Consider the following 22,867-nt stretch of genomic DNA (forward strand, 5'->3'; position numbering starts at 1 on the left):
TTCATCTAAGTGGTCAGTCCACAAAAGATTTATCTAAAAATTTAGTGTAAAACATTCTATAGTCTCATGGATATTTATGTTAAATCATACATTGATAGAATATGCCAATATATCTTAAAATTTGCATAAACAATCGTCATTTTTAAACATAGAGCCTATTTATGGGAGGCAAAGATATGGAGCTAGATAAAAGTATAATCGGTTTAGATGGAAAAACTTTTTCAGTGGAGGTAGAAAAGCGGCATCTTCGCCAATTTGCGGATGCTATAGGTGATCCTAATCCTTTATACACTGATGAAGAACATGCTAAAAATACATTTTATGAGGGCATTATTGCTCCTCCAACTTTTTTAATTGCCTTAAGCAGCGAAGGAAATCATCTTCCTCTAAAGTTAGACGAAAAGCGGATGCTTCATGGAGAGCAGGAGTTTATCTATTATCGCCCAATTCGGCTGGGAGATCGATTCATTTGTAAAAGCAAGGTAGCGGATTTATACGAAAAAGATGGAAATAGCGGTAAGATGCAATTTCTTGTTCTTGACACAGAATTCAAGGACGAAAGCGGAGAAATGGTAGCAATCAGCCGTATGAATATCATTTATCGAGCTGCTTTATGAAAAGATAGGGGGTCAATTGGATGGAGATACAATATGAAAATTTAAGAGCGGGACAAGCGCTTCCTGTCTTAGAAAAACCGCCCATTACAAAGGTGCAATTAGTCAAATACGCTGGTGCATCCGGTGATTTTAACCCGCTACATACCGACGATGAGTTTGCGCAGAAGATTGGCATGAATGGTGTGATTGCTCACGGAATGCTAATTATGGGCTTTTTAGGCCAATACATTATGGAGCTTGCAGGCACCACAGCTGAAATCAAACAGTTTAAGATGCGTTTTGGAGCAATGACAGTTCCGGGAGATACAATAACTTGTTCCTCAATAGTAGAGAAAATCTATGAGGAAGATGGCTTGAGAATGGCGGACTTGAATCTTATAGCTGAGAAGGAACCAGGAAAAGTTGTTGGTTCAGGTAAAGCTACTTTAAAATTTCGGTAACTTGTTCAGAAAAAGGAGGTATTAATGTGGGGAATATAAGCAATCGCTATGCCATTGTAGGTGTTGGAGAGAGTGAGCGTTCAAGAAAATCTGGAACTACACCACTCCATATGGCTTTAGTAGCTGCACGAAACGCATTGCAGGATGCCGGGCTTGAAGCTAAGGAAATTGATGGAGTTATGAGCTATAGCACAGGTGATTCCTGCTCTTCACACCAGTTGGCAACTTATTTGGGTATCCGCCCCAGTTATGTTAATGATGTCATGGGTGGCGGAAGCTCAACTGAAATGTTAATTGCAGATGCTGTTGGATTAATAGAAGCAGGCTTAGTAAAAACGGTATTAATTTGGAGATCAATGAATGGTTCCTCCGGAAAAAAGGTCGGACGAGGATATGATCCAGATATGATCCAGGAAGCAATTGATGGAGGAAGCTTCATTATTCCGTATGGTTCTGCAAGTCCATCTCAGTGGTTTGGAATGTTTGCTACAAGGCATATGTATGAAACAGGGATTACACGTGAACATCTGGGCCATGTTTGTGTAGATTTTTATGAACATGCCCAACGAAACCCTAAAGCATTCCTAAACGGACATCCTTTAACAATGGAGGAATATATGGAAACGCCATACATTAGCTATCCATTTACTAAACACGATTGCTGTGTTGAATTGGATGAAGCGAATGCGATTATTGTTACGTCAGCTGAAAGGGCTAAAGATTGTAAGTCAAAACCAGTTTATATTATGGGAATTTCAGCAAGAGAATGTCATCCACAAGCCCACTATTGGTCTGATTTGACTCAGGTTGCATCAGACTATGTTGCTCCGCAATTATATAAATCAGCCGGTGTACAACCTTCAGATATTCAAGTAGCCTCCATATATGACTGCTTTAGCTGGGTTGTGCTTCGCCAGCTCGAAGCCTTTGGATTTGCTCCACGTGGCGAAGTGGGGGATTTCGTTGCTGCAGGAAACTTGAAGATAGGTGGGAGCCTCCCGACTAATACAGCAGGAGGAATGCTTTCAGAAGGCTATACTCATGGAATGAACAATGTATTAGAGATCGTTAGGCAAATACGTCATGAGTACAAAGGAACTGATCGTCAAGTTGAGAATTGTGAAATTGGAATCTGTACAGGTTGGGCTGGGCCAGATATAGCCGGTGCTATGATTCTTAGAAATTAGGAGGGATATAAAATGGTCTATCAAAAACCGATTCCATTAAAAAACCAGGATAACAAGCCTTACTGGGATTCGGCAGACAAACATGAACTTGCCATCCAAAAATGTGATTCCTGTCAAAAATATCAACATCCTCCAGGACCGGCCTGTGCAAGATGCGGAAGCGCTGAACTGAGTTGGGAATCATTCGGTAATGAAGTATACGGAACAATTTATTCCTATATCATTTCTTATCGACCATTTCTGCCTGGTTTCCAGGACGACCTACCAACTGTTATTGCTCAAGTAGAACTAGAAGGTCAGCCTGAAATCAAAATCACAGGTAACATTTTGAACTGTGACCCTGAAGAAGTAAAGATTGGATTGGATGTACAAATGTTTTGGCAGGATATCAACGAGGAACGAGCTCTTCCTCAGTGGAAATTGAGGTAGATAATAAATTGTTAGACTGAAACCATGATTCTTTGGCAGCAAAGAATTATGGTTTTTGTGTTTCTTACTATAATAAAATGATTGTTTAAATCTGGGATATATTAGTAGATAAACAGTAACATTCTAATCAAGTATTTAGTTCTAAGATATCTTTTGCTGGCAATTTGAACACAATTCTATAAAGTATAATATAAGGATATAAAAAAACCGCAAAAGGAAGAACTCTTTGTTATTTTTAAACAAAAGTCATCAGTCCCTTTTATAGTTTAAAAAGATTAAGTTAAATAGTAAGTCGAACTTCTAAATGGGAGGGGAAAGATGAAAATTTATGTGGATGCAGATGCTTGTCCAGTGAAAGATATTATTATTTCTGAAGCAAGCGATTTTGAAATACAGATTATCCTTGTTACAAGCTTTTCTCATTTTTCTAATGCAGAACAGCCATCAGGAGTGAAAACCATTTATGTTGATTCTGGAGCAGATGCTGCAGATTTTCGAATTGTGAAGTTAGTGGAAAAAGGAGATATTATCGTTACGCAAGATTATGGTCTTGCATCACTAGGTTTAGCAAAAGGAATTATCGTCCTCCACCATAAAGGTTTTAGATATACAAATGAAAATATTGACCAATTATTACAAACACGTTATTTAAGTGCAATGGCTAGAAAAGGTGGACAGCGAACAAAAGGACCAAAGCCTTTTACAGCTGAAGACCGGGAGCAATTTAGGAATCTTTTTAAACAGGTTATTTCTGTTAAAAATTAGGCTAAACTCAGAGATTTAAAAAGGAGATAAATATTTTGAAGTATTCAAAATCGCAAATGCAACAACTAATTAAGGGAAATAAAGAACTGCATTCACGCTTTAAAGAGTTAAAGGCTGAGCATGGTCTTGAAAAAAACAATGCCATCAAGGCCTTGTACCATTCAGAAGTTGCGGATGGAGGAAAGTATCAGGCAGCTTACCAAGCACTTGATCAGCTCAAAAAGTAGATTCTTATATCTTATTTACATAATTGGACACCTACAGCTAATCAGAATAAAGAACATTTGACCGTATCAGTAGATATACAATTAGCTGAACAGTATACGGAGAATTTCAAAGAAATATTTCATACATCTAATACCTAATAAGCTTAAATGCTTAACAGGTATACTGGCAAAATGGAAATTAACCATGGAGTATCCAGTTTTCCAGGGAGAATATTTAACAAGCTATACATCAGGAAATTCATTAAATGTATTATTCTCAGTTAATAAAAAAAGAGATTTACACATTTTTTTATTCCTAGCTGAAACAAGATCCTACTTTGGATCTTGTTTTTCTTATAAATCGATTTCTCCACACGGACAATAAGAAGAAAGGGTGATTTGTATATGTCATTAAGGAATATATCTATATGTCATTAGTCAGAAGAAGGGTAGAAATCCTAACAAAGATAAAAAAATATTCTAGTTTACATAATATATATTATAGGAAGTTAATTAAACCAATTAAACAATCGTCTCATTAAGCAAGATTACTTCAGCAATTGAGACAAAATAGAAAAATTTACAATTAATGATCTCATTTCTATAATTTTTATTGATTTGTTTCTTAGTGTAATTGTTTTTATAATTAGTTTTTAATTTTTGATGATAATTTATTTTAGCAATTTAGTTTTTTCTTCTGATCATGAACAAATCATCTTTAGAATTATATTCTTTCTATGTAAATAACACATGAACTAATTTAATTATGTTTAACTTGTGCGTAAATTTAAGTTTTATACATTAATTTAAATTTAATTGTCTTGCTGTAAAATTTCCACTTCCTTTTCATTTTAGTTTACATAACGTTATTATCGATTAATTTACCTTGTATTCATCTATTAACTTCTAAAATCGTAGCACTCATCTTAAATAAAATTCGATCTATGACCGATCATCCGTAGTTTCATTTATCTTTAAAGTTTACAAATTTGCTGCCATAAAAATAAGATCTCATTGTCTGTTAATGAGATCTTCATAAGTAATTCAATACTGTTTATAATGTAAAACATTCATTAGAAACCCAACCTACTAATCCATCTTTTTTTATTAATGTATAGGCACTACAGTTATTATCCAATATAGAGACCATATCGCCTTTATTGACGTTTAATTGAGCGCATGAAACATCGGTTCTTACTTTAAATCCACTATCTCCTTGCTGCTTTATATATTCATTTTTAACATAAAGCAATAGATCAGTTTGAAGCTGTTTGCAGAGTGTAAAATGCTCCCCTTCTTCTATTGGAAAAATGTCAAATGAAGGATAGGAAATCGAGCCTTTCATTTGAGAATTAGCCTTATAATCTTTCTTAATCTCGCATTTTATGAATCGGTCTACATATGTATAAGAAAACTTATTACCTTGCCGACTTTTACTGATAATAAAAGCGTTTAATTGACCGGTTTCCTTAATGATGTTTCCTCCATCAATCGCAATCATTTTCTTATCAAAATTTATAATAGGATTATGTGTTGGTATATCTGCTGGATAGTTGATCACTGGCCAATGTCCGACCACAACCATTTTATCCGCCAAATGAGACTTATCTATAAAAGATGGCATTCGAAGAGCGTTTTCTCTGCTTGTCATTTTCCAATCTTGAACATCTTCTAAACCTGCATGCACAAAGATAAAATCATCTGTTTCAATAGCTGTCGGCAATTCATTAAGCCAATTGAACTCAGATGAAAAATCCTTCATGATTATCTCTTTTAATTCAGATATATTCTGTATGGTATCTTTGTTAACTTCTAAATGTTTAAGACAATTATACAGCAATGTATACTTTCTTTTAGAAATGTAATTAAGTAACCAAGGATCTTCTTCTATTAAGTATTCTACTAATGAATCACAGTTACCCTCTAGTACATGGACCTTAGTGTTTTCCTCTGCCAATTGCATAATGTATTGGACAACAGCCAAGCTATCAGTCCCTTTTTCGCACAGATCTCCATTAATGATTAAATAATCTTCCTTGCTGTAATTGACTTTTTCCAAAAGGCTAATCAATAAATCTATTTCCCCATGTATATCTGAAATAACAAGCACTCTCGCATATTCAGGTAAAGATAAGGACTTTATTTTTTCTATAATAACCCCTCCCATTTCCCATATTCGTGTGCTTGGCCTGTACCCAATCCTAATAAAATCTACTTTAAATATTCAATATAACTATAATTAATTCCTTCTTTCTACATAAAATGACAGTAATGATGTTCCAAATCGTATAGTTTAATAACAAAAAAAAGACGCATTTTTATACGTCTCATCGGATTTTATCATATAAGTGAAAATTACAAATGCTCTGTATTAACCCGGTTTTTATCATAAGGTTCTTCTGGTGGTACTTCATATTCCAGTTCCGGGTCAAATGAGGAATCCTGCAGTGTGGACTCTAAGAAATCCTTTTCTTCCTTTTCCTTTCCTTTATTTTGATTTTTATTGGTCCTCTTATTCATTTTTATACCCCCTATATTTATGTAGATATAGGTTTACCGAGTACCTCTATATTTATGCTTGTTTGTGGCATGTTCCTCTACTATCCCGCTCCTCTACTACTCTTTCAATAATGCACCTTAGTAAATCAAATTTTATATTTTTCTGATATTTACACACTGTATATATCAGATAGATTTATTTGAATACAATGTTAAATTTTTGAGTTAAATTCAGCTACATTTATCTTGTTTTAAGGAAACTTTTAATCAATTCGATTTATAAGAAAATAATCATTCTCTCTTACACAAAGGTCATATTCTCTTCTCTAGCAAAATAACCTATAGTAAACAGGCTATTTTGGAGGGATTATATGAATAACACGCTTATCACAGCAGATATGATAACGAGATATCATGATCTAAGTAAGAAGAAAAAAGAGATTGAAATTGAAATGGAGAATCTAAAAGAAGTTTTTCATACGTATTTTGATCATCATGTAGGAGTAAATAATAAAGGTGAATTAATTGATAATGGTATAAAGCTTCAAAGGCAAATACGAAAATACGAGAAATACAGTACAGTACCAACGGTTTACAAATTAGAAGAGTTGAATATGAAGGAATTAATTAAAACAGTGAAAATTCCGGATGAAGAAAAAATGACTGCTGCTATTAAATTGGGCTTTCTTAAAGAACAGGATTTTGAAGATTGCAAACTGATTACTTACTCCAAAGCGATTTCGGTAAAAGAAATCTAAATTTCATTTTTTTAGCAAAATGTACGTTAGAAAGCTTTACAAGATAAAAGACAGATTGGCACGAATCCTCTACACTTATAAAAAACTAATGTATTGAATAAGGTGGAAGGATGATACAGTATGAGGATAGAGAATAAAAGGCAACTGGCTGAAATGATTATTCAATTGGATGTACTGCGTGATCAGCTCTATGAAGAGTTACAAAATAATTTTGGATCTAGAGGCCAGGATGACTTCCTGCGTACTGTACAAAATAGCCAATTAGAGCATGATATATCCATGCATTATACAGTGGAGGATAGACGTGGTATATCCCTTACTTTATTGGAAGTTATGTTTATAACCGCTAAGCAAAAAAGGCATATAGGGTAATTCCAACGACTATTCAATTCCATTGAGAGTAGTAATAACAGTAATCAAATTGGGAGTAAAAGGGCAAAGAAACTTATCTATGCCCTTTTCTTATGCTTTATAAAAGCTTTTGATTCAGTCTCTTTAGCTCTTCCTCCATTTGTATTGCCTCTATTCATTCAAACAACCGAATGATCTGAGCATCAGAATTACACTTTAAACGTACTCCATTCGTTTCTCTGATTAACTAAAATCTATTTATTTAAGTCCCTAAAACCAAAATGAGCATTCAGTTGCCCTTTTATCATCTCGTCCCTCATTTTCCTGCGCTGCATGTCTAGCTTGATTTCTGCTGTTTGTACGCCTTCCTCCATTTTTTCTGCAATCTTCATTAGTGTTTCAACATCTTGAAACGAATATTTTCGAATTCCTTTATTCCATCTTTCCGGATAAATTAAACCCCGCTCCTCATAATAACGTATTTTCCGCTGGGAAATCCCTGTTAGTTCACTAACAGTACCTATAGAGATTACTTTCTTATCTTTATATGAAGACATGACTCCCTCCTTCCCTAAACCAATCTGGATAAATAGTTTTATATGGTTGATTATTACTGTTTTTCAAGGAATCACAAGGTATTTGGGAGATGTTCTGACATATATTTTTTGACATTAACATAAATTATGAAGATTTTTTAAAAATTAATTTTGAATTATCAGTATATTCAATTTCACCTATGTGAGATAATATGACAATATATATTTTACTTAATTTGGGAGGGTCATGGATGAGCCAGGAGTCTTCATACAAAGATAAAAAAGTTATAACTATCGGTGTCGTTAAAGAATTAACCGGTTTGTCAGAAAGGCAAATCCGTTATTATGAAGAACGTAAATTAATTTTTCCCGCCAGAAGCAATGGAGGAAGTCGGAAATATTCATTTACGGATATAGAGTTATTAATGGACATAGCCGAAAAAATTGAAGACGGTATCCAGACATATGAGATTAGACAAGAAATGATTAGAGAAAAGAAAAAAGAAGACGAAGCTATAATGCATAAAAAAATGATTCAAGGACAATTAAATGCTCAATTCGGTATACAAAAATACAATTAATTAGCTTAATCTACCTTCCACTTCAACAAATCCATTCCTTCCGATAAAAACCACGTGAGGTTTCCTTACATGGTTGTAGAATTCACTTCCCTGATGATGCGACAATACAAACAGCAAAGGAAAACATTATCAGGAAGGTGTGGAATTATGGATACGATTTTTTTAATGAATAGTCTTTGGGTCATGATTGGAGCGGTTTTAGTCATTTTGATGATTGGTGGCTTTATCTTACTTGAGACAGGATCAACTCGAATGAAGAATGCTGGTCATATCGCAGGTAAAACCATTCTTACTTTCGGAATTTCCTCAATCGTCTTTTGGGCAGTAGGTTTTGGATTTATTTTTGGAGACGGAGCGGGATTTAGTAAGTTCATAGGGTTATCTGACTTCTTCTACTCTGGGTATGATTTAGATGCCATAAACTTATCTGGAGCCGTATTTTTCTTATTCCAAACAGCTTTTGCCGGAATCTCCATTACGATTGCTTTTGGAGGATTTGCAGAAAGAGCGAAAATGGGTGTATATGTCCTATTTGCGATATTATTCTCTGCACTTGTTTACCCTCCGATTGCTCACTGGATTTGGGGCGGTGGCTGGTTAGCCGATCATGGTAAACAGGATTTTGCCGGATCCACTGTTGTTCACTTGACTGGTGCTATGGCAGCATTGGCAGCTACAATCCTGTTGAAACCACGGATTGGTAAATTTAACAAGGATGGCTCAGCTAATAACTTATATGGACATAACCAAGTATATACCGCTTTAAGTGTTTTATTGCTTTGGGTTGGATGGTTTGGTTTCAATGCCGGCAGTACAATCGCAGTTGATGCAGGCTTCTTTGGATTTGTTGCCCTCAATACAAATCTTGCAGCTGCCGCTGGTACAATCGCTGCCTTAATGATCTCCTGGATTGTCATGGGAAAAGCAGATGTCTCCATGATGTTAAATGGAGCATTAGCCGGATTAGTTGCCATTACTGCATCCTGTGCATTTGTTGAAGCGTGGGCATCTGTTGTCATTGGATTTGTTGCTGGTATTCTTGTATTTTATAGTATTCGTTTCTTTGAAGCTCGTAAAATTGATGATCCCATCTATGCCCTTTCCGTACATGGCGCGGCTGGGATATGGGGCACATTATCCACAGGGTTCTTTGCCACAAAAGAACTGGCTACAGTCGGAAAACCTGGTTTATTTTACGGTGGTGGTTTCTCGCAACTAGGTGTTCAAGCTTTAGGTGTCGTTGTTTGTGGAGCATTCGCATTCATTGTGTCCTATATACTTTTACTGGGAATAAAAAAAGTATTGGGCGGCCTTCGGGTTACGGAGGAGGAAGAAATTATGGGACTTGACTTGAGTGAACATGGAGTATACGGGTACCCTGAATTGCTTAAAAATGAAAGAAATCCTTCTGATAAATCAATCAGTTAAAAATAAATAAGATTTGAAGTTTATCCTTACACATTCTTTCCCCTGAACAGAAATCTGGTTCAGGGGATCATTTCCTTTAATAAGGAGTGACTGCATGGTCATTGAAAATCAGGAGTATTCCAACATATTGGCTTATCGTAAGCAACAATTCAATTCAGATACTTTAAACACAGATAAACTGAAGGTACTTCATGATGAGATTATAAGAAAGACTACCATCTTGGCATTCAACAAGACAGTTCAAAAATATGGCCCCCCTCCCACTTCATTCTGCTTTTTTGTTATGGGGAGTGCCGGCCGTAAAGAACAAGGTATTTGGAGTGATCAAGATCATGGTATTATTTATGACCAGGAACATCCGGATACCGGCCATTACTTCTTGACACTCGGAAAAGAAATATCTGAAGGATTAAAACAAACAGGATATAGGCTTTGTGAAGGGAAAGTGATGGCAAGCAACCCATTTTGGTGCAGGTCATTTGAACAGTGGCAGCTCCAATTAAATGATTGGCTCGAGGATGCTTCATGGGAATCAATTCGGCATTTGCTCACTTTTATGGACAGCAGGTCATTTCTGGGTGAGGAACGGTTTATAAAACAATTAAAGCAGTATGCCTACCTAGTAATTGATCAAAAAAAAATGTTGAGCCGCATCCTTGATAATACAAAACATAGGAAAAAAGCAGTTGGTGTTCTCGGACAATTTCTTGTTGAATCTCATGGTCCGTTCTCAGGTTGTTTGAATATAAAGGAATCTGCTTTATTTCCATACGTGAATGCTGGAAGGCTTCTCGCCATCTATGAAAAATTAGATGCGACCTCCACTATTGAAAGACTCGGACATCTATCAGATTCAGTAATGCCCCTCCAAGACCGAAAAAAGTATATCAATCAGTTTACTAGATTGCTGAACTATCGATTAGCATATGGACTTCATGCCGACTATGAATCCGGTCACTACTTGTCCGTCAGCAAATTATCAAACATAGAGAGAAAGTACTTAAAAGAAGTAATCAAAGACGGCATTCAGCTTACTGAATATGTGAGAAAGATTGCAGCAAAGGATGATGGCAATGGGAATGAATGATTTTATTCAATTTTTCAGAGAAATGGGCGGCAAAATCAACTCCAACGTGCTCGCTGGTGTACAAGGTAAAGCTTCCCCACAAAATATTTCTTTTATACGCCAGCTTGAAAAAGAAGCACGGCAAAATAACGCCCTTAGCTGTCCCCTTGATCAGCTTGATGTTGTTGTGTTTGATATTGAAACGACAGGATTTTTTCCTGACAAAGGCGATCAAATGATCTCGATTGGTGCTGTAAAGATGCACGGGAGTAACCTATTAAGCGAAGAAACCTTTTATTCTCTTATTAAGACGGATGTTATCCTTACTCCTGATATCTCTACCTTAACTAGTATTTCGAAGGAAGATCTCCAAACCGCTCCTGAACAATCAGAAGTCCTATTGAAATTTTTAAAGTTTGTTTCAACACAAAGTCTGGTTGCCCATCACTCCCAGCATGAGCTAAGCTTTATGCAAATGCTCACCTGGGATGTGACACGAACGAAATTCCAGCACAGAATTCTTGATACTTCATTCCTTACGCAACTGTTTAACCCTGCCAGCAGTTCTAATACCTTAGAGGACCTATGTAAGGGTTGTGATATTGAAATCAAAAATAGACATCATGCATTGGGAGATGCCATAATGACGGCTCATTTATGGGGTTATTACCTACAAAAAGCTCAGGAAGCGGGCTTTAAAAATCTTAGTGAAATATATAATCATATTGCAAAATTTAGATGAATGAATATTACTTTGAACATAAAAAAGTGGGGCTTTTTTATACCCCACATTTTCTAAATACTATTTTGTTATTCTGCTAAGCTCTGTATCTACGTCTATCTTCAAAATACTGTCGATCAATCATTCCTTTTAATCTAAACAGGTCAACCCATAGTATAAAATAAAAAGTAAATATTACCGCTAACCAATACCAAAAGATATAATGCACTTTTCCTCTTATATACATTCTGTGGCCACCAATTACTCCAAAGAAAAGCCATAACAGCAACGCGAAACCAAATGATTTTCTGTGTACATGCATAACGAATCCTTCTTTTTCTCTAAGATGTATTTTCAAAGTATGAATATAGGTCTATAGCACTAAACGCATAGCGTACTTCTCTAATATATGATTAATTATTACTGATAGATTGCTTTTTTGTTCTTTTCAAATCTTCATAGATTGTCTTAAAAACAAAGCTTGCTACGGCTAAATCATCCACTTGGCCAAAACCAATAATAAAATCAGGGACAAGGTCTGTCGGCAATACTAAATAGACCCCTGCAGCGATCATAGCAAATTTTGATTTCTTTGATAATCTTTTCAACATCTTTTAACCCCCTTATATCTCATAGCGTTTTATTAGGTCAAGTTCACGGACCATTGGTTTAACAAGTGAATCCAATGGATTAATAATCTCTAAGCCTGTTTGTTTGGCTCCATCATACATCGATAGCTGTCCAACTGATAAGACATCTTTTGAATGTTTACTGAATGACTTAATATACTCCGCTATTTTTTCGTTGTATTGTTGGATCAACCCTTTCATCATCAACTCAAATGTCTCTTCTATGACAACAGCATTTATATTTAACGATTTTCCCTTTTTAGCAGCATATTGATGAAGACGGTCCATCGTTCCGCTCACCGTTCCGGGATTTGAAAAGAAAATGGTCTGTGGCTCCGTAATCTCACAAATCTCCTCGAAAAAAGGTTCATCTATTTTCATAATAGGAACTCTTGAATTTAGCAGTTCTTCTTGTAACATAGCAATATAATTTGTACATGTTAGAAGGATTGCATCAACCTGACAGCTCTCCATCCATTCTATTTGTTCCGCGATTTTCTTCCCTGCAGCTTCTTTTTGATAGGAAGAGTCTCTTGTTAAGCGACTCATTAAACCAGGATCAACAAAGTGTACAAGCTCAACATCATACGGTGAGAACGCCTTGTCGATATAATGAATATTAGAATGATGTACATGCATACATGCTAATCTTTTACGCATTTTGTTCACCTCTATTAAGTATACATAAGTTTAACAGCTATAAATTTGACTGTCTATTTCCTTCTATTACCTATATACGTAAGTCTATTAAATTGGTTTCGTTTAACCAATAATTGTATAATTATATCCTGTACGATATGAAAAAAGGAGGAATGGTATGAAAAGTGTTTATGATTTTGAAGTCAAGAAAACAAATGGTACTGCACAATCTTTAAGGGATTACGAAGGCAAGCCTCTCCTCATCGTCAATACAGCCAGTAAATGTGGTCTGGCACCGCAATTTAAAGGACTTCAGGAACTATACGAAAAATTCAATGGACAAGGCTTTGAAGTTTTAGGTTTCCCTTGTGATCAATTTAATAATCAGGAATATGAGGATATAAACGAAACCACTCAGTTTTGCCAAATAAATTATGGTGTCACATTCCCAATGTACGCGAAAATAAATGTAAACGGAGACAATGCTGACCCGTTGTTTCACTATTTAACGAATGAACAAAAGGGTATTCTAAGCAAAAAAATTAAATGGAACTTCACTAAATTTTTGATTAATAAAAATGGTCAGGTTGTTGAACGTTATGCACCAACTACCGCTCCTGAAAAATTAGAAAAAGATATTATAGCAGAACTGGAAAAATGATAGAGTATGAAAAATGTCCATGCATTAAATTATCAGCTATGCTTTGCCTTATATGAGACTGCTAATGAATGTACAAGGCTATATGCTCAAGTATTAAAACCCTTTGGTCTAACCTATCCAATCATCTCCAGAATGCATCGAAATGAATGGGTGGTTAAAGAACGTTCCAGGAATGATGAACGGATTGTCCTTATCTCTCTTTAAGAGAAAGCACTTAAGAAAAAAGAAGATATTATCAATCGGATAGCAACGAAATTTGATGAGTGTGGTTTGGTTATAGAGGAATATGAAGTATTGATGGAATATGTAAGCAAATTGAATGAAAAGATAAAAAATCTTTAAATAAAAAAGCTGCCTCCTAAGAGACAGCTTTTTTTTGTTTTATTACAAATTATCTGTATCAATGATATTTTTTTGATATGGCTTGTTAGTTAAACGATCTTTATCCTCATCTGGTAAAGCTGAATCCTTCATAGGAGTTGCGTCCATACGTGAAGTTGCAGTTGTATCTTGATCATTTACAAATGGATTCCCATCCTTGTCAACACGAACATCTTCTTTTCTAACCGTATCTTGAACAGTTTTTGTATCTGTTACTTTTTCTTTGCCTATCACAATTTCATCAGTCACAACTGCTTTTTTAGTAACTTCTAATTTTTCTTCCATTACTGGTATACGGATTTCTTCGTTGTCATTGATAGATCCTGTATAATCTGCTGGATCACGATCTGTTACTTTACGGCGTTCAATATAAACTTCTTCATGTTCTACTGGTACTTCAATTTCTTTTTGTGTTTCGGTTACTTCTTTATTTACGATTACTTCTCCAGTTTTCACTTCGTTTTTATTTACGTCTAGTCTTTCTTCACGAAGTTTAATTCTTCTTTCTTCGTCAGTTAGGGCATCGTCATTAGTCATACGGTCAGTCGTATTAAGTGCAGCGGATGCATTTGCTCCGAAATTCACATCTTCTGTGCGATCCAATTCGACCGTATCTCCAAGTAGTGAATCTTGATCAACAAGAACAAGTACTTTTCCATTATTCACATCTTCTGCATAACGTGCACTTTCTTCATGTGTAAAACCATAATCCGTTCTCAATGTTTCTTCAACTGGATTATTAGTTTCCATTGTGAAGAATTTTGCTACTTTGTCCATGAAGGATTCATCATTGTTAGATACTGTTTTAACATCACTATCTAAAGTGTAGTTATCCATGATGCCCAGTTTATCTGCATTGTCAGCTACTACTGTAATATCAGATCCGTCATACCCTTTAGCTTTCAAACTATTAATAGCCTGTACAACTTCTACGCTCTCTGTGTAAACTCCATATACTGTTTTATTCATTATTAATTCCTCCTAGTAGTTATTATTGGATGATTGTTGCTTCATAGTTAAAATATACCCGCACTGGAAATCACTAAACAGGAAATAATTTAATAGTAACCTTGCTATACCCGTTTATTTTTTCTGCTTATATAGTAGGTTTTCTTTCTGCTATGCAAAAAAAAAATTAAAAAAACTTTTTTTTTACTGAAAAAAAGCTATAAATTCATCTGAGAATTCACTTTATGGAGGGAAATAATACGAAAACTATAAAGCAAAAGAGAATTTGCAAAGAACCTTAAATATTTGGTCGTGATTTATCTATTTTTATAAAAAAGAGAGCCAATTTGGCTCTCTTAAGCTTTCAACACATTATTTTCAAACACCTGATCGACTATATCCATGACTTCTATCGAATCTTGCCAGCTCATCAAAGGACTTTCCAGTACTTCTTCTTCAAGGCAGCGGCCTACCTCGCGTATTTGATATTCAAATCCAGTAAATTCAAAAGGCTCTTCAATCGTCCATTCCTTTTGAGGAGTAATAATCGTCGCAGATTGCGCATTCGAAAAATAGGGTATATAAATGCTACCATCTGTTCCTAAAAGACTCGCATCCTTACGGGTATTTGCTCTTATCGTACAGTAAATTTGAGCTAATGGTCCATCTTCATAGTTTAACTGGATTGTGCCATTTTCATCGACATCAGTTATTCCAAATTGTAATGAACTTTGAACAGACTTTGGTTTAGCTCCAAGTAAATAAGCACAATATGAAAGAGGATAAATTCCGATATCTAATAATGCTCCTCCACCAAGCTCTCGGTTAAAAATGCGCCCATTCGGATCAAATTCGCCTTTATAACCAAGTTCAGCTCTCATGAAAACAGGCTTTCCAATTCCACCTTCTGTGACTATTTTTTTTATTTCTTTATTTACTGGCATAAAGCGTGATTTCATCGCTTCCATAAAGAAAACATTCTGTTCTTTTGCAACATGGATTACCTCTTCTATTTCTGCTTTATTCATCGTAACAGGCTTTTCACAAAGCACAGCTTTTCCATGAGTTAAACAGCGAATAGCATTCTCTTTATGAAAAGGGTGTGGAACAGCGATATAAATAGCATCAATTTGATCATCCTGCATTAGTTCCTCATATGTACCATAGCAATATTTTTCATCAACCTCGTATTTCCGGCCAAATTCGAGAGCGTTTTCTTTCCTCCTGGAAGCCACTGCTTTTAAATTTACTCCATCCATCTTTTTCACGGTGGTAGCAAATCGTTCCGCAATGTTACCAAGCCCAATAATTCCCCATTGAATTGTTTTCATAATACCCTCCAAATATAGTTTTTTCAGAATATTTATATTCATTATAATACAAATTGTCTGCATAAAACCTTCTTGGGAAGACTTTACGAAAAAAAGAGTACACCATTAATGATGTACTCCTGCCTTTTCAATTTAAATAGCTATCGATAGAATACAGTATCAGCCTCTTACTTTTACAAAAAGTTAACTCTCTTCCTGTTTATCAGGATCTAAAAGCATGATTGCTTCGACTCCCTCTGTAACTGGACGATGGCAAATAAAATTCTCACAAATATAATAGGTCGTTTGTTCGTCTATTATGGAATAGTCTGCAGCAAAGTCAGCTATTCCTGAGAAAGAAGCAGAATCTTTATTTACTAAATAGGTTAATTGTGGGTGAAACTCTTTTTGCAGATGAGAGATGAATTTGTTCTCTGCATCCTGATTACCTAATACGATCACTTCTTTCATATTCATCTGGGTCGTAATATAGGCCATTAACATATACGTATGGCCCATTGGATAATGAATCACATCATCGCTGAATACGTCAAAAACCTTTTGAACCTTCTCTTCCAGTGAATACTCACCTGTTAAACGAGCCAGACGTAGCATTTGTAAGGTTGCAACACTATTGCCTGATGGTAACGCTCCATCATAAACATCCTTTGGACGGATCAATAATTCTTCATTATCTTCTCCATAGAAAAAGAATCCGCCATGATCCTCATCCCAAAAAAGATCATTCATTTGATTCGTGAGCGTTTTTGCTTTTTCAAGATACGATAAATCAAAAGTGGTTTCATATAGTTCAATATAAGCCCAAAGAAGATAAGCATAGTCATCGATAAAGCCTTCCTGTTTGACTTCACCTTCTCTGTAACGGACCATGACTCTCCCGTCCTTAATTAAGTTCTGTTCAATAAACCGGATAGCACGTTTGGCTGCATCAAGCGCTTCCTGATGGTCGTATACTCTCGCCGATTTCGCTAAAGCTGCAATCATCAATCCATTCCATGCAGTAAGGATTTTGTCGTCCTTGTGTGGATGTACCCGCTCCTCACGAACCTGAAATAAAATATTCCTTGCTTTCTCTAATTGTTGACGGACTTCATTGGCATCTAATTCATTATGGGCAGCAAATGAATCAATCGGTTCACGGATCAGATTAGGAATATTTTCCCCTTCAAAGTTTCCTTCAGGCGTGATATCATACACCGCACAATATAATTCTGCTAAATCTTCGTCCAAATGATCAAATATTTCAAAGTAGTCCCATATATAAAATTTCCCTTCAACACCTTCTGAATCAGCATCCTCCGCAGAATAAAATCCACCGTCTGGATGCCTCATATCCCGCAGTACATAGCTAATAATTTGTTCTGAGATATCTTTCAGTGAGGCCTCCCCGGTTACTTGATAAGCTTCTGTATAGGCAATTAACAGCATGGCATTGTCATACAGCATCTTTTCAAAATGTGGCACCAAATACAATTCATCAGTTGAATAACGCGAGAAACCGAATCCGATATGATCGTAAATTCCACCTCTAGAGAGTCCCTCTAATGTTTTCAACACCATATTCAAGGCTTCCTGATCTTTGGTCATATGATAGTAACGTAATAGGAACATTAAATTATGCGGAGTCGGAAATTTTGGGGCAGAGCCAAACCCACCATTCTGTTTATCAAATACACGCTTGAATTGTTGAAAAGCTGCATTTAAGGCAGCCATCGTTAATTTCTCTTTCGAAGACTCCTGTTTCGCCGGCATAATGGCATCTTTAAGACGCTCGCCAGTAATTTTTACTTTATGTGGCTCATTATGATATGTATCATACAATTGAGTTATTACATCAATGATTCCCGGACGCCCGTATCGACTGGTCTTCGGAAAATAAGTGCCTGCATAAAAGGGAACCTGATCAGGCGTCAAAAATACATTGAGCGGCCAACCACCCTGTCCCGTCATCACCTGACACACGGACATATAAATGGAATCCAAATCCGGACGTTCTTCCCGGTCCACCTTTATGGAAACAAACCGCTCATTAATTATCTCTGCTACCTCTTGATCTTCAAAACTTTCCTTTTCCATCACATGACACCAGTGGCAAGTCGAGTAACCTATACTGACAAACACAGGCTTGTTCTCCTGTTTCGCTTTTTCAAATGCTTCAGGTCCCCATGGATACCAGTCCACTGGATTATAAGCGTGCTGCAAAAGGTAGGGTGATTTTTCATTTATTAGTCTATTTGACCTAGATTTTTCGTCCATATCGTTCATGCTCCTTTCGATAGCAAAATGATTTATTATACAGTTTTACATACCCACTTCGCTCGTTTTGGATAAGTTAATCCTCTCTATACCATACACGTCTTTAATTAGTATAAACTTAATCACAGTATTTATTGATTCATAAGGTCTATGATCAACAAAAAAAGGCATCTTTATTGAATACCTTTTGCTTTTACCAGTAGTCAAGAATATCTCCTTTTAACCATTAATTAACCGTAGTTCTCCTTCTTTTTTAATTACAAGCGATACCATCATCGTTTCTGTCTAACGGTGGTCACCATATCCTGCACGTTTCGATTCTTTCATAAAACTTGTAGCTTCACTTGTTTTCAGTACAGTTTCCTTTTCTCGCTCTATTTCATCTTGTTTCGCTTCTGCATACAAATCAATATAATCCATGGCTATATCATGGGATTAATCGAATTAAAAGAATTAGAAGTAATATCAAAATGAATAGGAATAACCACTTCCTGGTTTTCTGTTTCTTCTTTCTATACAAATAAATACCTATAAGAATCAGGATTAATATCAATAAAGGAATCATCCACCATGTTGATAACAAACACTGAACAGTAAAAACAATAGAAATCTTAAATTAGAATAATTTTGTTTGGTAAATCTATCCAATAAACTTTGTTAAGTTAATAATTAAACTACTTCTATTTCAATCATTAAATAACATAATAAATATAAATAAAGTAAAAATATGGTATAATTAACTGTAATTATTAGATAGAATAGTAGATAAGCAGGAGGAATAAATATGTATACATTTAAATCTTGGAATATCGAGATAAAAAGCAAGGCTAACGTACATGTAATTAGCGATAAAAATGATACTAGCTTTGTTGTATTCGACGAAGAAAGAGACTGTCTTTTATGGATTCGATCTTCCGAATACGGAAATGGGATAGCGTTCGATAAAATGGGATGGGGTATTACGGTAGATGTGTTGCATGATGATAAGAAAATCATCATAACATATTCTGATCCTAGCCTGGATGATGAAGAGGAAGCAGAATAAAAAATGCCTTCAGTAGGCATTTTTTTTATCAGTTAGTTTAATTTCAAGTTTACTTTTACTAAAAAAGCATTGAATGAATCGGCTACAGAAGCAAGTTTATTGCCTTGCATTGTGTTTTCAATTTATCAACGTTTCCACTTTTTAATCTTTTCAAAAGAGTTTTATGTACCCAAATACACCAATAGAGTGCTTTGAATGAGAGTATGAATTCCTTATTAACCTATATTGCACTGTTATCCAGATAAAAAAACGTACCCGAATTTCGGATACGCTTTTCAAAGTTTGTTTAGTCTTGGTATTCATTAATGTAAGATATCTAATCCTGACTATGTACTTGTCAGCAATATTTTCTAATGATATCCCCTAATGTCCGATCAAGCGTGCTTAAATCTGATTTGTTAAAAGAAAATTTAACAAAAGATTCATCCATGTTTAATGATTCCGCTAAAAAGCTTGAGAATCCCCTGGCTCTCCTATCGATTTGCAGCAATACTCTTGCTTCATTTTCAGTCAACTGGAACACAGCTTCTAGTTCATCCAGTTTTCGCGCAAATTCCCCGGATCTAGCTCTGAATTCGAATTCTTGAACAAACGGCAAGCCATTTTTGAAATACGAAGGAGTCTTTTCACAATCTACCTGATGCAAGCGGAACCCTAATTTTCCTGCAGCCTCAATGAAACCTGTCACAAGCGGATGTGGCTTGATTTCCAGAAAGTCTTTATCTTGAGGATCAATTGCCATTTTAATATCTAGACCCGTTTGGATCCAAAGGCGCGTCCTACCTAATGTAGCGGGAGCTTCATAAGGAATTTTCATTTGGAATGGCACCACTTTATCCTCATTGGCAGCAATTTTGAACGGCTCAGTCAATAATATTTTATCCAAGGCCAAAGAACGTCTTACCCTTTTATCGTCAATTTCGACTTCATAGTCGGTCATTAACGTTAAATAGATCGTATCAATATCCTGCTCGTTTTTTCCACCCTTAATATAAACTTCTCCTTCAATAGTTTCCCCGACGATGTAACTCTTTCTCGTAAGCCTTGTATCAACTTTAGCAGCACCAATCCCAATAGACGAAAGCAGTTTATCAAACATGTAAATCCCTCATTTCCTTATTATATGTCTATTTTACTATATAAAGAGCGGATAATAACACTCTGCAATTAATAATTAGCATAATTTTCCTAATTAAAAACCACTAAACATTTCATTCTCCTCCTCTTTGTCCATTTGTTGCCGAGAAAATCCTCATATCTGTTCCTTATCACATTCTCTTAAAAACAATGTGTTTCAAAAGGTATTAAAAAAGCGATCCCTTTTTACGAAGAGATCGCTTCATCATCAAGTGTTTCTTGTTCTACTATTTTATAATGCTGAAAGGCTATCGCAAATCCGGTTGTATTCGTTGAACTTTGCACATGTACGTTAGCATTATAGATATCCGCAATGCTATGGATAAGCCAAAGTCCAATTCCTGCACCACCCGTTAGCGCTTTGGCCGAATTGGTACGATAGTATTTTCCAAAGATTTTCCCAAGATTATTATATTCGATACTAGAACCAGAATTCACAACCTCTATGATAATTTTATTGGTCTGATTATACTCCCGAATGCCAATAAAGATTGAGGAGCCATTTTTAGAGTATTTAATGGCGTTATCCAGTAAGTTTCTCACCAGTAACTCGATTGAACCTTGGTCAATCCATATATAGATATTTGGATTAATATGATATTTGAAATGAAATTGTCGGTCAGGATATTTTTCCTTATATTCTTCGAAAATTGGTTTGATTTGCTCGACAGGATTCAACCAGCTATCTGGAGGAGACCCTCCTAAGTAATAAATATCGTAAATGATTTTGATACTGGATAACAATGAGGTGATATTTTCCGATTCATTCATAACAGATTGAATTCTGTGTTTCATTTCCTCATCTGCTTCAGGTAGCATATCATCTATCAATTCTAGTTCATTTTTAATATTATGGGCTGGATTTTTTATTTCATGGACCATCTCATCTAGAAAGGATTTTGTCTCTTTAAGCCCATCCTGCAATTCCAACATCATCCTATTAACTGCGTCAATTGTCTCTTTAACTTCTGGCATGATAGGCTTTTTATAAATGAAAGCCTCTAAATGGTACCTTGACATTTTTTGAAAATGAATCCTCATCTTTTCCAGAGGAGTAAAATATAGATTTCTCATAAGTTTATATTTAATAATAATAAACAATACAGCGAGCCCAATAATTAAAGCGCATTGAAAGACCGTTGCTTTGTATGCCGGCAATAGAGTTTTACTAATGTCACGAAATGCTACAATTTCACCCGAAAAAGCATCAGATTCAACCTCATGACCAATCCTGATAAAAATTGAATTAGATTCATTTGCCAGTTTCATATATAAATTTTGATCAATAAAAACATTATAGACCTCACCCAGGTCGATATGCATTAACGTTTTGTTTAACAACAGTAGTAAAATGCCGTCAATTCCTTCAACATCATCATGTAATGTTGTTGTGTCATTGTAATATAATGCTTTTGACTTCGTTTCTTGATTATAAACATAAATATATTCATTATCTTTAGGAATAGATTGAAGAAAATCAGTAAATTCCTCATTATTAAGCTGACCTTCATACAAAGCATGCTCTACCCAAATATGAGTTGGAAACAATTCAAATGCTTCTTTCCTAAAGAGAGTTGACATTTTGTTATAGCCATATAAAGCTGTTGTAATCAACACAAGAAGAATAAATAAACAGTAGGCAAATATAAAATACGCCCGCTGATTATTTTTCAAGTTCTTTATAAATCTAACCATTTTTTATCTTTAAAAATTCCTTTCAATTAACCAAATTAACAGAGAAATTAATTATATCAAAATAATAAAAGTTTATTATATGTATTTAATTCCATTTATTTATCTAGGTGAAAGAATAAATCTTCATTGAGGACTTAGTCAATAAGGTGTATTTGAAGCAAAAATAAACGCCGTTCCTTCTGGAAAGACGCAATCAAAGGGATCTCTACATTTTGAGTTCAAATTATAAATAGATGAGGAGTAAGCTATTAAAGATGCTTAATTTGATACTCTTTTAATAATGAAGATATTTAATTTATACCTATACCTACAACTAGAATCAATATAAGTAAGCCAACCAATATAAGGCTGTTGAGAATGACACCGATAATAATGCTCGCTATTTTTTTTGATAAAAAAGCAAAAATGATTCCGGTCACAGATATGATTGTAACCGCTAATAAAACCAATCTGGGATATGTCATATTTTCCGTAATAAAAAAAGATAAGACTATACAGATACCAACTGTCACTATAGATAATTTACCGTATTTATTCATCCCCATCCTCCTTTACTAATTT

The 22,867-nt window shown here is 35.2% G+C and carries 27 protein-coding genes; 15 read left to right on the forward strand and 12 right to left on the reverse strand.

Annotation, left to right across the window (positions count from 1 at the left end; genetic code table 11):
* Positions 1-176 precede the first annotated feature (176 nt).
* From AC4G3K_RS13690 to AC4G3K_RS13715, 6 genes are all read left to right on the forward strand, one after another.
* On the forward strand, positions 177-617 hold the full coding sequence (locus AC4G3K_RS13690) for a MaoC family dehydratase N-terminal domain-containing protein (RefSeq protein WP_491133652.1): 441 nt from the start codon (positions 177-179) through the stop codon (positions 615-617).
* Positions 618-637: 20 nt separating this feature from the next.
* Entirely contained in the window at positions 638-1,057 is a 420-nt protein-coding gene (locus AC4G3K_RS13695; protein WP_491133653.1) for a MaoC/PaaZ C-terminal domain-containing protein, read from the forward strand.
* Between the two features lie 26 nt (positions 1,058-1,083).
* A complete protein-coding gene (locus AC4G3K_RS13700; protein ID WP_491133654.1) occupies positions 1,084-2,244 on the forward strand; it encodes a thiolase C-terminal domain-containing protein in 1,161 nt (386 codons plus the stop codon).
* Between the two features lie 12 nt (positions 2,245-2,256).
* Positions 2,257-2,673 carry a Zn-ribbon domain-containing OB-fold protein gene (locus tag AC4G3K_RS13705; RefSeq protein ID WP_491133655.1) on the forward strand — a complete coding sequence of 139 codons (417 nt, stop codon included), beginning with the start codon at positions 2,257-2,259 and terminating at the stop codon, positions 2,671-2,673.
* A gap of 318 nt (positions 2,674-2,991) precedes the next feature.
* Complete coding sequence (locus tag AC4G3K_RS13710) at positions 2,992-3,438, forward strand: YaiI/YqxD family protein (RefSeq protein ID WP_491133656.1); 447 nt, start codon at positions 2,992-2,994, stop codon at positions 3,436-3,438.
* Between the two features lie 35 nt (positions 3,439-3,473).
* Positions 3,474-3,665 (forward strand): hypothetical protein, encoded by a 192-nt coding sequence (locus AC4G3K_RS13715; protein ID WP_491075105.1) that lies wholly within the window; start codon positions 3,474-3,476, stop codon positions 3,663-3,665.
* Positions 3,666-4,698: 1,033 nt separating this feature from the next.
* Here AC4G3K_RS13715 and AC4G3K_RS13720 read toward each other — a convergent pair.
* Both AC4G3K_RS13720 and AC4G3K_RS13725 read right to left on the reverse strand, forming a co-directional pair.
* The gene (locus AC4G3K_RS13720; protein ID WP_491133657.1) at positions 4,699-5,811 is read right to left on the reverse strand and encodes a metallophosphoesterase; all 1,113 of its coding nucleotides are present in this window, start codon (positions 5,809-5,811) and stop codon (positions 4,699-4,701) included.
* Between the two features lie 188 nt (positions 5,812-5,999).
* Positions 6,000-6,164, reverse strand: a complete 165-nt coding sequence (locus AC4G3K_RS13725; RefSeq protein WP_491133658.1) for a hypothetical protein — start codon at positions 6,162-6,164, stop codon at positions 6,000-6,002.
* Positions 6,165-6,514: 350 nt separating this feature from the next.
* Here AC4G3K_RS13725 and AC4G3K_RS13730 point away from each other — a divergent pair, with 350 nt between their 5' ends.
* Together AC4G3K_RS13730 and AC4G3K_RS13735 are read left to right on the forward strand one after the other, a co-directional pair.
* Positions 6,515-6,901, forward strand: coding sequence for a hypothetical protein (locus AC4G3K_RS13730; protein ID WP_491075096.1), 387 nt, complete (start codon positions 6,515-6,517; stop codon positions 6,899-6,901).
* A 120-nt stretch (positions 6,902-7,021) separates the two neighbouring features.
* Positions 7,022-7,273 (forward strand): hypothetical protein, encoded by a 252-nt coding sequence (locus AC4G3K_RS13735; protein WP_491133659.1) that lies wholly within the window; start codon positions 7,022-7,024, stop codon positions 7,271-7,273.
* 233 nt (positions 7,274-7,506) lie between these two features.
* Here the strand turns inward: AC4G3K_RS13735 and AC4G3K_RS13740 are convergent, their stop codons facing one another.
* The gene (locus AC4G3K_RS13740) at positions 7,507-7,809 is read right to left on the reverse strand and encodes a MerR family transcriptional regulator (RefSeq protein WP_491133660.1); all 303 of its coding nucleotides are present in this window, start codon (positions 7,807-7,809) and stop codon (positions 7,507-7,509) included.
* Positions 7,810-8,039: 230 nt separating this feature from the next.
* Between AC4G3K_RS13740 and AC4G3K_RS13745 the strand changes: the two genes are divergently transcribed.
* The 4 genes from AC4G3K_RS13745 (at position 8,040) to AC4G3K_RS13760 (ending at position 11,605) form a co-directional block, all read left to right on the forward strand.
* On the forward strand, positions 8,040-8,369 hold the full coding sequence (locus tag AC4G3K_RS13745) for a MerR family transcriptional regulator (protein ID WP_491133661.1): 330 nt from the start codon (positions 8,040-8,042) through the stop codon (positions 8,367-8,369).
* A gap of 147 nt (positions 8,370-8,516) precedes the next feature.
* Complete coding sequence (locus AC4G3K_RS13750; RefSeq protein WP_491075092.1) at positions 8,517-9,797, forward strand: ammonium transporter; 1,281 nt, start codon at positions 8,517-8,519, stop codon at positions 9,795-9,797.
* Between the two features lie 94 nt (positions 9,798-9,891).
* Positions 9,892-10,884, forward strand: a complete 993-nt coding sequence (locus AC4G3K_RS13755) for a DUF294 nucleotidyltransferase-like domain-containing protein (protein WP_491133662.1) — start codon at positions 9,892-9,894, stop codon at positions 10,882-10,884.
* Positions 10,877-11,605, forward strand: a complete 729-nt coding sequence (locus tag AC4G3K_RS13760; protein ID WP_491133663.1) for an exonuclease domain-containing protein — start codon at positions 10,877-10,879, stop codon at positions 11,603-11,605. The genes AC4G3K_RS13755 and AC4G3K_RS13760 overlap by 8 nt, the downstream gene beginning before the upstream one ends.
* Before the next feature lie 392 nt (positions 11,606-11,997).
* Here the strand turns inward: AC4G3K_RS13760 and AC4G3K_RS13765 are convergent, their stop codons facing one another.
* Together AC4G3K_RS13765 and AC4G3K_RS13770 are read right to left on the reverse strand one after the other, a co-directional pair.
* Complete coding sequence (locus AC4G3K_RS13765) at positions 11,998-12,195, reverse strand: YkvA family protein (protein WP_491133664.1); 198 nt, start codon at positions 12,193-12,195, stop codon at positions 11,998-12,000.
* 12 nt (positions 12,196-12,207) lie between these two features.
* Positions 12,208-12,873 (reverse strand): hypothetical protein, encoded by a 666-nt coding sequence (locus AC4G3K_RS13770; protein WP_491133665.1) that lies wholly within the window; start codon positions 12,871-12,873, stop codon positions 12,208-12,210.
* Between the two features lie 157 nt (positions 12,874-13,030).
* On the opposite strand from AC4G3K_RS13770, the gene AC4G3K_RS13775 reads away from it, so the two are divergent.
* Both AC4G3K_RS13775 and AC4G3K_RS13780 read left to right on the forward strand, forming a co-directional pair.
* On the forward strand, positions 13,031-13,513 hold the full coding sequence (locus AC4G3K_RS13775) for a glutathione peroxidase (RefSeq protein WP_491133666.1): 483 nt from the start codon (positions 13,031-13,033) through the stop codon (positions 13,511-13,513).
* 6 nt (positions 13,514-13,519) lie between these two features.
* A complete protein-coding gene (locus AC4G3K_RS13780) occupies positions 13,520-13,717 on the forward strand; it encodes a hypothetical protein (RefSeq protein WP_491133667.1) in 198 nt (65 codons plus the stop codon).
* A gap of 180 nt (positions 13,718-13,897) precedes the next feature.
* On the opposite strand, the gene AC4G3K_RS13785 is transcribed toward AC4G3K_RS13780, so the two are convergent.
* The 4 genes from AC4G3K_RS13785 to AC4G3K_RS13800 all read right to left on the reverse strand — a co-directional run bounded on the left by AC4G3K_RS13785 (position 13,898) and on the right by AC4G3K_RS13800 (position 18,849).
* Positions 13,898-14,863: a YsnF/AvaK domain-containing protein gene (locus AC4G3K_RS13785; RefSeq protein ID WP_491133668.1), complete on the reverse strand. Its 966-nt coding sequence runs from the start codon at positions 14,861-14,863 to the stop codon at positions 13,898-13,900.
* A gap of 335 nt (positions 14,864-15,198) precedes the next feature.
* Positions 15,199-16,173, reverse strand: coding sequence for a Gfo/Idh/MocA family protein (locus tag AC4G3K_RS13790; RefSeq protein WP_491133669.1), 975 nt, complete (start codon positions 16,171-16,173; stop codon positions 15,199-15,201).
* 183 nt (positions 16,174-16,356) lie between these two features.
* Complete coding sequence (locus AC4G3K_RS13795; protein WP_491133670.1) at positions 16,357-18,429, reverse strand: thioredoxin domain-containing protein; 2,073 nt, start codon at positions 18,427-18,429, stop codon at positions 16,357-16,359.
* Positions 18,430-18,714: 285 nt separating this feature from the next.
* The gene (locus AC4G3K_RS13800; protein ID WP_491133671.1) at positions 18,715-18,849 is read right to left on the reverse strand and encodes a hypothetical protein; all 135 of its coding nucleotides are present in this window, start codon (positions 18,847-18,849) and stop codon (positions 18,715-18,717) included.
* Positions 18,850-19,213: 364 nt separating this feature from the next.
* On the opposite strand from AC4G3K_RS13800, the gene AC4G3K_RS13805 reads away from it, so the two are divergent.
* Positions 19,214-19,474 carry a hypothetical protein gene (locus AC4G3K_RS13805; RefSeq protein ID WP_491133672.1) on the forward strand — a complete coding sequence of 87 codons (261 nt, stop codon included), beginning with the start codon at positions 19,214-19,216 and terminating at the stop codon, positions 19,472-19,474.
* A gap of 337 nt (positions 19,475-19,811) precedes the next feature.
* Here AC4G3K_RS13805 and AC4G3K_RS13810 read toward each other — a convergent pair whose 3' ends face one another.
* The 3 genes from AC4G3K_RS13810 to AC4G3K_RS13820 form a co-directional block, all read right to left on the reverse strand.
* A complete protein-coding gene (locus AC4G3K_RS13810) occupies positions 19,812-20,573 on the reverse strand; it encodes a sporulation protein (protein ID WP_491133673.1) in 762 nt (253 codons plus the stop codon).
* Positions 20,574-20,797: 224 nt separating this feature from the next.
* Entirely contained in the window at positions 20,798-22,306 is a 1,509-nt protein-coding gene (locus AC4G3K_RS13815; RefSeq protein ID WP_491133674.1) for a sensor histidine kinase, read from the reverse strand.
* A 290-nt stretch (positions 22,307-22,596) separates the two neighbouring features.
* Entirely contained in the window at positions 22,597-22,845 is a 249-nt protein-coding gene (locus AC4G3K_RS13820; protein WP_491133675.1) for a hypothetical protein, read from the reverse strand.
* Between the last annotated feature and the right edge of the window lie 22 nt (positions 22,846-22,867).

This window comes from Bacillus sp. z26, assembly GCF_058313635.1.